14 protein-coding genes are annotated in these 11576 nt (G+C 62.8%); 7 read left to right on the top strand and 7 right to left on the bottom strand.

What is annotated here, in order from left to right:
* The first annotated feature begins 87 nt into the window (after positions 1 to 87).
* Positions 88 to 621, top strand: a complete 534-nt coding sequence (locus tag NKH21_RS09895; protein WP_352668977.1) for a gamma-glutamylcyclotransferase — start codon at positions 88 to 90, stop codon at positions 619 to 621.
* A 20-nt stretch (positions 622 to 641) separates the two neighbouring features.
* On the opposite strand, the gene NKH21_RS09890 is transcribed toward NKH21_RS09895, so the two are convergent.
* Entirely contained in the window at positions 642 to 1622 is a 981-nt protein-coding gene (locus NKH21_RS09890) for a quinone oxidoreductase family protein (protein ID WP_352668975.1), read from the bottom strand.
* Between the two features lie 326 nt (positions 1623 to 1948).
* Here NKH21_RS09890 and NKH21_RS09885 point away from each other — a divergent pair, with 326 nt between their 5' ends.
* Both NKH21_RS09885 and NKH21_RS09880 read left to right on the top strand, forming a co-directional pair.
* Positions 1949 to 2896: an aldo/keto reductase gene (locus NKH21_RS09885; RefSeq protein WP_352668973.1), complete on the top strand. Its 948-nt coding sequence runs from the start codon at positions 1949 to 1951 to the stop codon at positions 2894 to 2896.
* Between the two features lie 77 nt (positions 2897 to 2973).
* Positions 2974 to 3594: a LysE family translocator gene (locus NKH21_RS09880; protein WP_352668971.1), complete on the top strand. Its 621-nt coding sequence runs from the start codon at positions 2974 to 2976 to the stop codon at positions 3592 to 3594.
* Positions 3595 to 3621: 27 nt separating this feature from the next.
* Here NKH21_RS09880 and NKH21_RS09875 read toward each other — a convergent pair whose 3' ends face one another.
* Together NKH21_RS09875 and NKH21_RS09870 are read right to left on the bottom strand one after the other, a co-directional pair.
* Complete coding sequence (locus tag NKH21_RS09875) at positions 3622 to 4422, bottom strand: lysophospholipid acyltransferase family protein (RefSeq protein ID WP_352668969.1); 801 nt, start codon at positions 4420 to 4422, stop codon at positions 3622 to 3624.
* A gap of 107 nt (positions 4423 to 4529) precedes the next feature.
* Entirely contained in the window at positions 4530 to 5438 is a 909-nt protein-coding gene (locus NKH21_RS09870) for a LysR family transcriptional regulator (RefSeq protein ID WP_352668967.1), read from the bottom strand.
* 135 nt (positions 5439 to 5573) lie between these two features.
* Here NKH21_RS09870 and NKH21_RS09865 point away from each other — a divergent pair, with 135 nt between their 5' ends.
* Positions 5574 to 6194, top strand: coding sequence for a pyridoxamine 5'-phosphate oxidase family protein (locus tag NKH21_RS09865; RefSeq protein WP_352668965.1), 621 nt, complete (start codon positions 5574 to 5576; stop codon positions 6192 to 6194).
* A gap of 29 nt (positions 6195 to 6223) precedes the next feature.
* Here NKH21_RS09865 and NKH21_RS09860 read toward each other — a convergent pair whose 3' ends face one another.
* From NKH21_RS09860 to ftsE, 3 genes are all read right to left on the bottom strand, one after another.
* On the bottom strand, positions 6224 to 6985 hold the full coding sequence (locus tag NKH21_RS09860) for a YdcF family protein (RefSeq protein ID WP_352668963.1): 762 nt from the start codon (positions 6983 to 6985) through the stop codon (positions 6224 to 6226).
* A gap of 88 nt (positions 6986 to 7073) precedes the next feature.
* A complete protein-coding gene (locus NKH21_RS09855) occupies positions 7074 to 8057 on the bottom strand; it encodes a cell division protein FtsX (protein ID WP_352505094.1) in 984 nt (327 codons plus the stop codon).
* Positions 8050 to 8709: a cell division ATP-binding protein FtsE gene (ftsE, locus tag NKH21_RS09850; protein ID WP_023677923.1), complete on the bottom strand. Its 660-nt coding sequence runs from the start codon at positions 8707 to 8709 to the stop codon at positions 8050 to 8052. The genes NKH21_RS09855 and ftsE overlap by 8 nt, the downstream gene beginning before the upstream one ends.
* Before the next feature lie 236 nt (positions 8710 to 8945).
* Between ftsE and NKH21_RS09845 the strand changes: the two genes are divergently transcribed.
* From NKH21_RS09845 to NKH21_RS09835, 3 genes are all read left to right on the top strand, one after another.
* Positions 8946 to 9236, top strand: a complete 291-nt coding sequence (locus NKH21_RS09845) for a hypothetical protein (RefSeq protein ID WP_352668960.1) — start codon at positions 8946 to 8948, stop codon at positions 9234 to 9236.
* A 184-nt stretch (positions 9237 to 9420) separates the two neighbouring features.
* On the top strand, positions 9421 to 9963 hold the full coding sequence (hpt, locus tag NKH21_RS09840; protein WP_352864560.1) for a hypoxanthine phosphoribosyltransferase: 543 nt from the start codon (positions 9421 to 9423) through the stop codon (positions 9961 to 9963).
* Positions 9964 to 10118: 155 nt separating this feature from the next.
* Positions 10119 to 10490, top strand: a complete 372-nt coding sequence (locus tag NKH21_RS09835) for a response regulator (RefSeq protein ID WP_352668957.1) — start codon at positions 10119 to 10121, stop codon at positions 10488 to 10490.
* 19 nt (positions 10491 to 10509) lie between these two features.
* Here NKH21_RS09835 and NKH21_RS09830 read toward each other — a convergent pair whose 3' ends face one another.
* Positions 10510 to 11460, bottom strand: coding sequence for a DMT family transporter (locus tag NKH21_RS09830; protein WP_352668955.1), 951 nt, complete (start codon positions 11458 to 11460; stop codon positions 10510 to 10512).
* Positions 11461 to 11576: the final 116 nt, after the last annotated feature.

Below are 11576 nucleotides of genomic sequence, written 5' to 3'. Positions count from 1 at the left end.
ACGGGCGGGCTGTCGCTTGCGGCAACAACAGGTAGACGGACTGAAACACCACCGGTGGAGTGGTTCGTCACAATCAGGCTTGGCGATATGGGCGATTTTTGGGTTTTTGGCTACGGCTCACTGATCTGGCGGCCCGGATTCGCGCATGTCGAGACGCGGCGTGCCCGCCTGCATGGCTACCGCCGTTCGCTCTGCGTTTATTCTTTCGTGCATCGCGGCACGCGCGAACGGCCGGGCCTGGTGCTCGGGCTCGACCGCGGCGGCTCCTGCATCGGGCTGGCGTTCCGGGTCCCAGGCGAGCTGCGCAACGAGGTCATCTCCTATCTGCGCGAGCGTGAACTGGTCACCAACGTCTATCTCGAACGTGTGCTCAGCGTTCGCCTCGACAAGAGTGAAACGGATGGGAGCGAGACGGTCGAAGCCGTTGCCTATGTCGTGGACCGCAGCCATGAGCAATATGCCGGTGCGCTCGACCCGGCCGAGGCGGCGGCCGTCGTTCGCGGCGCCGTCGGCCAGTCGGGCAGGAATGAGGATTACGTGCTCAGCACGCTGGAGCACCTCGAAGCACTGGGTATAAGCGATCACTGGCTGGAAGACGTGACGAGACGGATCGCGTCGTAGCTTCGGTGTCGTGACGCGGGCTACATCCTGAAAATCTGTTTGCCAAGATCGGCGCGATCCAGGCTGTTTGCCACGGCAAGCTTGAACCCGGTCAGCGCGTGGAGACCGCCGACAGGAATGTGGAAGCCCGGCTGGCCGAAGATGTCGATGATCTCGCGTAGGACAGGCCGGTCGGCTTCGGCCGGCGGCGAAAAGAAATAGCGATAGATATTCGCCCTGATCTCGACGCCGCTCAGCAAGACATCGAAATTGTGCAGTTCGAAGCGCTCGGCACTCATGCCGCCATTGATCACCATCTGTCCGCCAAGCGCCAGGGTGCGGATCAATTCGCCGCTGACAGGTCCGCCGACATTGTCGATAATCCCGTTCAATCCGGCGCCACCGGTGATATCCATCACCGCTTCCCGGATACTTGCCTTCAAGTCCGAAAGGTCAAGAATGGCGGCGACGCCAAGCGTTTTCAGGTCGAAGCTTTGGTGCGAGCGCCGCACAAGTGCGATGACGTTGATGCCGCGTCGTTGGGCGAACTGCATCACCATTGTCGAAATCGACGAATAGCCGGCCGTGACAGCCAACCACTGGCCGGGCCGCACACGGGAATCCGTCAGCAGATCCCACGCGGTAATGGGGTTCACCATCTGCCCGGCGCGTTCGACGGGATAGCCGGCAGGCAACAGGATCAGCCGTTCGGCGGGAATGGCCGCGTACTCGGCCCAACTGCCATAATAGCTGAACGCTACAAGCGTGCCCGGTTCCAACGGGACGTTTGCGCCGACGGCCTCGACGATGCCGGCGCCATGATTTCCGGCGATCTGCTGGGGAAAATGCGGCTTCTTCGGTTCGGGATAGAGGTTCTGGATAAACAGGAAGTCGCCCGGATTGATCGAGGCCGAGACCATCCTGACCAGCACCTCGCCGTCGCCGATCCGCGGCATCGGCAGGTCGCCCATGTAGAGCACGTCGCGCGGCGAACCGATGGCGTCAAATACAATTGCTTTCATGCCGTTCTCCATAACAAACGATCCGAGGCCAACAGTCTGGGCCCGGCCAGACCGTTCCGAGACTTGCGTCGGCGCCGCGGAACCTACGATCGGCCGGCAAAAGTCAGAATTGGCAGATTTGACAATCTATGTGCTAAACTTGCCAGATCGTTTCTTCAGAGGCTGCTGGTTTGGATATCCGGGACGCGGCGCGGCGGGTCGCGGTTTTGTGAAGCGCCGGCGGGCTGGAAAGGAGGCTATGCGTTTGACGTCGCCGCGGCGCGACATAGGTTAGCCCGGTCGGCGGCTCCCACCCGCCCCAGCATGAATCATCATGGAGATCAGCCTTGCAGAAGCGTCGTCTCGGTCGCACCGACCTATCCATCGCGCCATTGGTTCTGGGCGGCAACGTGTTCGGCTGGACTGCCGATGAGAAAACCTCGTTCGACTTGCTCGACCGCTTTGTCGACGCCGGTTTCAACGCCATCGATACGGCCGATTCCTATTCGCGCTGGATTGCCGGCCACCAGGGCGGCGAATCCGAAACCGTCATCGGCAAATGGATGAAGAGCCGTGGTAACCGCGACAAGGTTGTCGTCATCACCAAGGTCGGTTCGGATATGGGACAGGGCAAAAGGGACCTGTCCGCCGCCTATATCGAAAAGGCCATCGACGCCTCGCTGAAGAGGCTGCAGGTCGATACTGTCGACCTCTATCTGTCGCACTGGCCTGATCCGGCCACCCCTTATGAGGAAACGCTCGGCGCTTACCAGAAACTGCTCGACAAGGGCAAAATCCGCTATGCCGGCGCCTCCAACCTCGACGCCGCCCAGTTGCGCGCCGCACTCGACGTGGCAAGCCTGCGCGGCCTGCCGCGCTACGAGGTGCTGCAGCCGGAATACAATCTCCACGACCGCTCGTCCTTCGATGGTCCGCTGCGTGACCTGTGCGTGGCCGAGGACATCGGCGTCATCACCTATTTCAGCCTCGCCAAGGGATTTTTGAGCGGCAAGTACCGCAGCGAAGCCGACCTCGGCAAAAGCCCGCGCGGCGGCGGTGTGAAAGGCTATCTCAACGCGCGCGGCATGCGCATTCTCTCAGCGCTCGATGCCGTTTCAGCCAGACATTCGGCCAAGCCGGCGGAAGTGGCGCTTGCCTGGGTAATGGCGCGGCCCGGCGTCACCGCTCCGATCGCCAGCGCGACGACGCTCGACCAGGTCGACAGCCTGGTGCGTGCCGCGTCGTTGCAGCTCAGCCCGGACGATATCGCCGAGCTCGACAAGGCCAGCGCATAGCCGCGCACGATCGTTCAAGACCGGCACCGCTGCCTTGTCCTACCGTCCCTGCATCGTCACAGGATGCAGGACGCCGCATGGCCGGACAGGTTCTTCTCGATCAGCAGCTATGGCAGCAATTGCTGGCGCTCGTGCTGGCATCGGCCATCGTCATGGGCAGCCCGGGGCCGGCGACGATAAGTGTCACCGCGGTCGGTGCCGCGTTCGGCCTGCGCGATTCGCTCCGCTATGCCTCGGGGATCGTTGTCGGCACGGTCCTCGTGCTTTTGGTGGTGGCGACGGGCATCATGGCTGTTCTCACCGCGCTGCCAAAGGTCGCAGCGCTGCTGGCGGTTGCTTCGGCAGCCTACATCCTCTACCTGGCGTTCAAGATAGCGACGGCGCCGCCACTGACGGCGCGCGTCGGTGGAGTGGCGCTTCCCACCTTCCTTGGCGGGTTCCTTCTGGCGGTTGCCAACCCGAAAGCCTATGTGGCGATTGCCGCCGTGTTCGCCGGCGCGTCTTCCGGCGCCGGCGGTCTTGGTATTTCAGCCAAGCTGACGGTTCTCGCCTTGATGATCGTTGCCATTCATCTCTTGTGGCTTCTCGCCGGCGCGGCTTTTGCACGTTTGCTGCGCCAACCGCTGGCCTCGCGGATCATCAATCGGGTGTTTGCGGTGACGCTGATTGCAACAGCCGCCCTGGCTGCCCTGCCGTGAGCCCTTCTGGCATCCGCGGCCGTTGCCTCAGCCTTTCAATTCAGGTTTCGCGTCCAGCTCACCAAGCCGTTTCACCGCCGTCGGCGGCATCGGCGGCGGGTACGGCGTCTGCGACGCCTCGACGAGGAGCTGGTCGCAGGCGGCCTCCGTCTCGGCGATCAGCCGTTGCATGAATTCGTCCTTGCCGAGGCCGGGCGGGATCGGCGGCAGGAAGCGCGCCTTGATCGTGCCGGGATAGCGCAGGAATTTGCGGCGCGGCCAATAGAGGCCGGCGACGTGAGCGACCGGCACCACCGGAATGCCAAGTTGCGCATAGAGTTCGACGATGCCGTATTTGTAGACCGGTTCGTCGCCCGGCGCCCGGCGGGTGCCCTCGGGATAGATGATCAGCTGGCGCGGATTGCGCGCCAATTCCTGTTTGGTCGCGGCGATCACCGTCCTCAATGCCTTCGAGCGGCTGCCGCGGTCGACAGGAATCATCCGCATCTTCAAAATGTACCAGCCGAAGAACGGGATCCAGGTCAGCTCCCGCTTCAATATGTAAACGGGATCGTCGAGATACGGCAGGAAAGCGATCGTGTCCCAGAAGGACTGGTGCTTCGGCGCCAGGATGAAGGAGCCTTCAGGCAGGTTTTCCTGGCCCATGATCTCACTTCTGGTGCCGGCGATCTTGTCGTAGAGCCACATGCTGGTGCGCGACCAGAATTTCGGCACGAACCAGGCGCGATGGCGCGGCGACAGGAAATAATACGGGGTCCAGAGGATCATCTGGACGATCAAATTGAGGTAGAAGGCGAGATTGAACGCCAGCGAGCGGAGATAGAGCATACAGCGATTGCCCGGTGAGGAGGTGTGCGTTGGTTACACCAAGCGCCGGCAAAAAGGAAACGCTGCGAGGCGGGCGATCGGCCCGGCCTTGCGATGGGCCGTCTTCGTCACGTTTGCCACGCCGCCTGCAGCAGGCGCTGTCTCAGGCGCGGGGCGGCGAAGTCGAGGAATGCGCGCAGCTTCACCGGCAGTAGCCCCTGGCCGGCATGGACGAGGCTCACCGGCCATGGGTCTGGCTCAAACTCTTGCAACACCGGGCGCAGCGTACCCGACCGGACGGCGGTGGCGATCTGGTAGGAAAGCAGCCTCGTCACGCCGACGCCGGCAATCGCCGCATCGATTGCTGCCTCAGCCGTGTTGACCCGTAACCTGGAGCGGACCGGCACGCTGAATTCAGTCTTGCCGGTGGCGAAGCTCCAGGCTGCGGCGGTGAGCCCTTCGAAGGTGATGGCACTGTGTGCTGCAAGCTCTTGCGGCGTTTGCGGTGTGCCGTGCTCGGCGAGATAGGCCGGGCTCGCGCAAACGACGCGGCGGATCGAACCCAGGCGGGTGGCGATCAGGCTCGAATCGGCAAGCTCGCCGATGCGGATGGCGAGATCGATGTGCTCTTCGACCAACTGGGTTATCCGGTCGGCGAGTGTCAGCCGCACACTTACCTCAGGATAGACGGAGAGGAAGCCGGTGATGACCGGTAGCACATGCAGGCGGCCGAAGACGATCGGAGCAGTGACGATCAGTTCGCCGGTCGGGGCGCTGTATTCGCCGGCGGCTATTCGCTCGGCCTCGCCGACCTCATCGAGAATGCGACGACAGGCGGCGAGATACGCGTGGCCTGCATCGGTCAGCGACAGCTGCCGCGCCGAGCGGTTCAACAGCCGTGTCTTCAGGTGCCTTTCCAGGTCCGAAACCTTGCGGCTGACCGTCGTCAGCGGAATGCCGAAGCGGCGCCCGGCAGCCGAGAGGCTGCCTGTCTCCGCCGCGGCAACGAAAAGCGACATAGACTGGAGGCGATCCATAGTTCTCCCGAAAAATTTGCCCTTCCGAAAAACGGAAGGGTAGATTGCAGATATGGCATCTGCATCTCGAAGACGGAAGGCCCTATTTCGTGGGCGAACAATGCAGCGCAACTCGGCGCGTAAAGGAGGGCTTCCATGAACGCTCACACCAGCGATGTCGCCTTCACCCCGACGGTGAAGGCGATCCAGGCCCGCAAGGGCTCGCGCCAGGCCTATGCCCGTGTCGAGGAGCGTGGCGGCTGGCAGGCGGTAATCACGCCCGATCTCGCCGCCTTCATCGAGGGGCAGACCAGTGTCTTTCTGTCGACCGCCAATGCGGACGGGCAGCCTTACATCCAGCATCGCGGCGGGCCTGCCGGTTTCCTCAAGGTACTCGACCAGCGGACGATCGGCTTTGCCGATTTTTCCGGCAACAGGCAGTTCATCACCCAGGGCAACCTCAGCGACAACCCACAGGCTTTCCTGTTCCTGATCGATTATGCGCACCGGCAGCGCATCAAGATCTGGGGCAAAGCGCAAGTCGTCGAGGGCGATGCCGAGCTGACGGCAAAGCTGATGCCGCAAGACTATAAGGCGCGACCCGAGCAGATCATCCTGTTTACGGTTTCGGCTTGGGATTCAAATTGCTCGCAGCACATACCGCAGCGTTTCGAAGCGGCCGACGTGGCGGCGGCGCTCGGCGAACGCGACAAGCGCATCGAACGGCTCGAACGGGAGATCGCACGCTTGCGATCGGATGCAGCGGCCAGGGGATAAGAGCAAGGGAATAAAAGTGCCGGTGCCGTTCAGCTTCCGCCCGCGGCGTCGGCCAGCGTCACGCTGTCGGTTCGCTTCACCGGCATGATGCCGCGCGCCAGCGCCAGCAGGTATTTGTTGTATTCGGTGAACAGCACGCGCAGCGCTCCCGGTTTGGTCAGCCAGCCGCCATTCTCGAGGTTGGTGTTGACCACCGGATAGGGCTCGAGCCTTGCGCCGTGCAGCAGCCGGCCCATTTCCAGCAGGCTGCGCGGCATGTGATAATTGTTGGTGACGAGAATGACGGTGCCGTAGGCATGGTCCTCGACCCATTTGGCGCTTTCCTCGGCATTGCCGATCGTGTCGAGCGCGGCGCGGTCGATGTCGACGCAGCAGGAAAACAGCCTCTTGTCGCCGCCGGTCGCGGCCTGAAGCTGGCGGCGGCTGGCGGAGGGATGGACGCCGCTGATCAGCAGCCGCTCGCCCTTGCCTGAGGCAAGCAGGCCCATCGCAGCGTCGAGGCGCGACTGGCCGCCGGTCAGCACGATGATAGCGTCGGCCCTGGCCGGATTGGCGGGCGTCGTCAGACGGCTGACGGTATTGGCGAACCAGCCGAAGCCGGCGATAAACAGCGCCATAAAGGCGAGCAGAAGGAGAGCCGAGATGCGCAAGGAGCGGGCTGCCAGCAGCCGCCCATGTTTGGCGAACTGATCCGGCTTGGCAAATTCATCAGGCTCGGCGAATACGGGCGGGCGCGCAACCAGCACTGGCATGCATCCAGCGGTATCGGTCGAGTCCCGAACGTCCATCATGAAATGGTTAATCCCGAAATACGGCCTTTGGTAGGAAAAAAATGCAATTTTCGTGACGATGAGTTTTCATCCGTGATCGATCTTTCCTTTAGCCGGCGTCCGGCTGGCGAATGTCGATGTCGCTGAGATAGGTAACCACGGTGAAATGGGAGGTTGCCGCCGTCAGCGCGCCGATCACCAGCACCATGACAGCGACCCCGAGATAACCCGCCGAGCCGATGGCGAAATTGCCGAACAGGGCAGTCGCCTGATCGGCCTGCGGTGTCGCCATGTTGCGTGACGACCACCAGGAGAAGACGATGAAGACGAGGATCGCCGCGGCGCCGCCTGCCGCGGCGCCCTTCATGCCGGTGACCAGAAAATGCCGGCGGAATTCGCGCGCGATGAAGCGCGCCTCGGCGCCGACGAAATGCAGCACCTCGATGATGTGACCATTGCCGGCCATGGCGCCGCGCGTCGCGAATACAACGGTCAGCACCGTCGCAGACAGCATCAGCGCCAGCACTGCGATACCGATCGTAACCGTGGTGCGGGCCATGGCAACCAGCCGGTCGACCCAGGTGCGATGATCGTCGAGCGAGGCGCTCGGCAGCTTCGGCGTGATTGCCGCGCGCAGTGCGGCGAAATCGGGCGGACTATTCTCGTCGATGGTGATGATGATCAAGCGCGGCACCGGCAGCTCATCGATGTTCAGGCCCGAGCCCAGCCAAGGCTCGAGCAGCCGGGCCGTCGCTTCGCGGTCGACGATCCTGGCGCTCTTCACGCCGGGGAATTCGCCGGCGATCTGCGAGGCCAGTGCAAGTGCAGCCTCCATGTCGAGGCCGTCGACCGGCTTGATCTGGATGGTCGCTTCGCGCGAGATCTGGTTCTCCCAGACGGAGGCGGTGTCACGCACCAGCGTGACTGCGCCAAACGTCAGGCAGGATAGAAACGTCATGATGGCGATGACCAGCACCAGCGCCCGGCCGGCGATGTTCTGCGCCGGCACGATCGGCGCCATTTTGCGCTGGACGCGGGGCTTTGCCGCCGCGGCGTCCTGACCCTCGAAATGTTCGACGGAGAGCTCAGTCATAGATGTCCAGCCTTCCGCCGGCCAGGATCATTCGCCGTGCATCGACCTGTTCCATCAGGCCGAGGTCGTGTGTGGCGATCACCACGGCGGTGCCCAGCCGGTTGAGCTCGATGAACAACCGCAGCAAGCGTCGCGCCAGCGGCGGGTCGACATTGCCGGTCGGCTCGTCGGCGAGCAGGATCTCGGGCTGCTCGATCAACGCCCGGGCTATCGCGGCGCGCTGCTTCTCGCCGCCAGACAGCACCGGCGGCAGCACATGCATGCGCTCGCCGAGGCCAACCCATTTCAGCAGCTCGGTGACGTCGGTGCGGTAGGTCGCCTCCTCGCGGCCGCGCACGCGCAGCGGCAAGGCCACGTTCTCGTAGGTGGTCATATGGTCGAGCAGGCGAAAATCCTGGAACACCACGCCGATGCGTCGTCTCAGATGCGGCAATTCGGTACGCGAGATGCGCGAGCGGTCCTTGCCGAAAATGGTGATCAGGCCGCGCGTCGGCTTCAGTGACATGAACAAAAGCCGCAGCAACGTCGTCTTGCCGGCGCCTGAAGGCCCGCTCAGGAACTGAAAGGAGCGCTCCGGAATGTGCAAGGAGATGTCGCGGAGAATCTCCGGACCCATGCCATAACGGAGGCCGACATTTTCGAAGCGGATCACTTTCGACGACCTGAAATTCTCGGCGGCAAGATGCCAGCCCCTTCTGTGGAAAGACCATCGGCCGGCATGGTTAACCGACGGTTAATTTGGGGGCTTTTCGAGCGAGTCACAGGGGTTCCGGTGGGGAAGCGTTAACCATTTCCGTTTACCCAAAAGAAACGAACAGCGAACAGGTGCCGTAGTGTTGGGCCATGATGGCTGAGGATCGAACCGCGCGCCCGGTTTCCGGCGAAATCATGACCGATCCGGCCGCCGAGCCGGAACGCATCATGCATGACGTGACCGCCGACGTCATCGATGCCGACTATGAGGTGCTGCCCAGCCATTTTACACGTCCAGACTTTACGCCGCCGCCTGCGCGCATGATTTCCACGCCTTCGATCGAAGGCATGGACATGTTGCGCAAGCCCGAAACCGCCATCGAACGGCCGTTGTGGGTGCATGGTGGGCCGATCTTCTGGATTGTCGGCGTCGGTGCCGCCTTTGCCGCTTTCTGGATTTCGGGCGGCCATGCGCTGGTTCGTTAGAGCGGCGGCAGAAAATCAACAGGTCACCAGATAAACGATTCGCGACGCGCTGGGATATCCGACCGTTCGCGGGCGCCCTGCGAAAGATTTGGCCTTGCCAGATGGCACGACAGGCCTAGAAACGGGTTGAAGACCGTTTCGGTCGGCTTCGCCTGCAAAGGCGACATTTCTGGAAAGGCAGCCAATGCCAGTTGTGCGCGGCAAGGACATCGAAGTCCTGTTTTCGGCGTCCGCCATCGCGCGGCGGAACCTGGAACTTGCCAAGGAGATCGCCGGGCACGACTACCACGACCTTCTGGTAATCTCGGTGCTGAAGGGATCGTTCATCTTCGCCGCCGATCTTATCCGTGCCATGCACGATGTCGGCCTGTCGCCGGAGGTCGAGTTCATCTTCATCTCCAGCTATGGCGCCGGCACGACCAGCGGTGAGGTGAGGGTGCTGCGCGACATCGACAACGAGGTCGCCGGTCGCGATGTGCTTTTGATCGACGACATTCTGGAATCCGGCAAGACGCTGAGTTTCACCCGCGACCTCATGCTGTCGCGCGGCGCGCGGAGCTGTGCCATCACCGTGCTGCTCGACAAGCGCATGCGCCGCCAGACCACGCTCAACGCCGACTATGTCGGCTTCGACTGCCCCGATTATTTCGTCGTCGGTTATGGCATGGACGTCGCCCACGCGTTTCGCGAATTGCCTTTTGTCGGCGTCGTCAAGGGCGACGCCTAAAAGCGAGTCGCGCTCGACCGGCCTTATGCGACGCGCTTTAGGTCCTTGTTTTATATCGCAAAACCGCTGCACACTTTTGCGCGGCATGCATTGGTTGGGTTGTCGCCGCTCGCGGTTCAGAAAACATCAACTTTTCCCCGCCAAATATCCTGCCCATGGCAAAGCTCCTGATCGTCGAGGATGATGAATCCGTCCGCACTCTCGCCGCTCGTGCGCTCGAACGCGCCGGGCATAATGTCACTGTTGCCGCCGACGGCGCACATGGCCTTTCTCTGATCCGGGCGGCGCAAGGGAGCTATGACCTTGTGCTGTCCGACATCCGCATGCCGGAAATGGACGGCATCGAGATGGCCAAGGCGGCAGCGGCGCTGTTCCCGGCGATGAAGATCATGCTGATGACCGGCTATGCCGACCAGCGCGAGCGCGCCGAGGAATTGAACGGCATTATTCTGGACGTCGTGCAAAAGCCGTTCACGCTGGCTGAAATCCGCGCCCGCGTCGAACAGACGCTCGCCTGCTTCGCCTAAAGCCCAAGGCCGACCGCCTTCAGGCAGGGTCGCAGGTCGCCGCAATGGCTGGCGCGCCGCTCCGGCGCCGGCTGGCATTGAGCGCAAACAGGCCGGCGCCGATGATGAGGGCTGCGCCGGTCGCCGTCGCTGGTCGCGGCACTTCGGCAAAGAACAGAAAACCCCATAGCGGCGACCAGATGATACCGGTGTATTCGAAGGTGGCGACGCTGTTGGCGGGCGCCAGCCGGTAGGCCTGCGACAACAGGATCATGCCGGCCGAGGCAACGAAGCCGCATGCTCCCATCTTGAGCAGATCCGGCGTCGTCGGCCAGACCCATGGCCGGACGAGGAATTCGAGGCTCGGATGCATGGCGTGGTCTATGCCTGCCAGCCAAAACAATCCCGCCACCAAGGCGGCGCCGACCAGATAGGCGCCGTTCTGATAGAACGCCATGACAGTCGAGGATTCGGTGTCGCCGATCTTGCGTGCCATCAGCTGCGAGAAACCGTAGAGCAGAGCCGAGCCTAGCGACAACAGCGCTGCCCAGTCGAACAAACCGGCACCCGGGCGCACCATCACCAGCACGCCGAGCATGCCGACCAGGACGGTGGCGAGCGCCTGCCAGGACACGCGTTCGCCGAGATAAGGGCCGGCCAGCGCCATGATGAACAGCGGCGCCATGAAATAGAGCGCTACCGCGTCAGCCAGCGGCAGGGCGGCGATTGCCAGATAGTAGGCCGTATAGGAGGTGAACTGGATGAAGGCGCGCATCGTCAGCATGCCGAACCGCTTCGACAGGATCGCCTGCAATCCGACATCGGCGTGGACAAGGAAAACCAGGATCGGCAGGGCGACGATCGAGCGGATCGCCATCACCTCGGTGACCGGATAGTGGCTCGACACCGCCTTGACCAGCGGATCCTGCAGCGAAAAGACCAGCACGCCGAGACAGAGGCTGAGGATGCCGAGCACAAGCCGATTCTGCATAGGCGCTCCTGATCTCCCGCGTGCGCGGCCGAAAGCAGGCCTGCATCCGGGTAAAAAGAACCCGCCACCGTTTCGGGCAGCGGGTACGAGTGAGGACTTTGATTGGTCCGCAGCCG

Origin of the sequence: Mesorhizobium sp. M1329, assembly GCF_040318035.1 — a bacterium.
Classification (GTDB): Bacteria; Pseudomonadota; Alphaproteobacteria; order Rhizobiales; family Rhizobiaceae; genus Mesorhizobium.
This window is presented reverse-complemented; position numbering and strand designations above follow the sequence as displayed.

Bases quoted from the DNA above. Each gene is read 5' to 3' on its own strand.
- NKH21_RS09895 (WP_352668977.1), top strand. From the start codon at position 88: ATGGGCGATTTTTGGGTTTTTGGCTACGGCTCACTGATCTGGCGGCCC.
- NKH21_RS09890 (WP_352668975.1), bottom strand. From the start codon at position 1,622: ATGAAAGCAATTGTATTTGACGCCATCGGTTCGCCGCGCGACGTGCTC.
- NKH21_RS09880 (WP_352668971.1), top strand. From the start codon at position 2,974: ATGGCCGGACAGGTTCTTCTCGATCAGCAGCTATGGCAGCAATTGCTG.
- NKH21_RS09875 (WP_352668969.1), bottom strand. From the start codon at position 4,422: ATGCTCTATCTCCGCTCGCTGGCGTTCAATCTCGCCTTCTACCTCAAT.
- NKH21_RS09870 (WP_352668967.1), bottom strand. From the start codon at position 5,438: ATGGATCGCCTCCAGTCTATGTCGCTTTTCGTTGCCGCGGCGGAGACA.
- NKH21_RS09865 (WP_352668965.1), top strand. From the start codon at position 5,574: ATGAACGCTCACACCAGCGATGTCGCCTTCACCCCGACGGTGAAGGCG.
- NKH21_RS09860 (WP_352668963.1), bottom strand. From the start codon at position 6,985: ATGATGGACGTTCGGGACTCGACCGATACCGCTGGATGCATGCCAGTG.
- NKH21_RS09855 (WP_352505094.1), bottom strand. From the start codon at position 8,057: ATGACTGAGCTCTCCGTCGAACATTTCGAGGGTCAGGACGCCGCGGCG.
- NKH21_RS09845 (WP_352668960.1), top strand. From the start codon at position 8,946: ATGACCGATCCGGCCGCCGAGCCGGAACGCATCATGCATGACGTGACC.
- hpt (WP_352864560.1), top strand. From the start codon at position 9,421: ATGCCAGTTGTGCGCGGCAAGGACATCGAAGTCCTGTTTTCGGCGTCC.
- NKH21_RS09835 (WP_352668957.1), top strand. From the start codon at position 10,119: ATGGCAAAGCTCCTGATCGTCGAGGATGATGAATCCGTCCGCACTCTC.
- NKH21_RS09830 (WP_352668955.1), bottom strand. From the start codon at position 11,460: ATGCAGAATCGGCTTGTGCTCGGCATCCTCAGCCTCTGTCTCGGCGTG.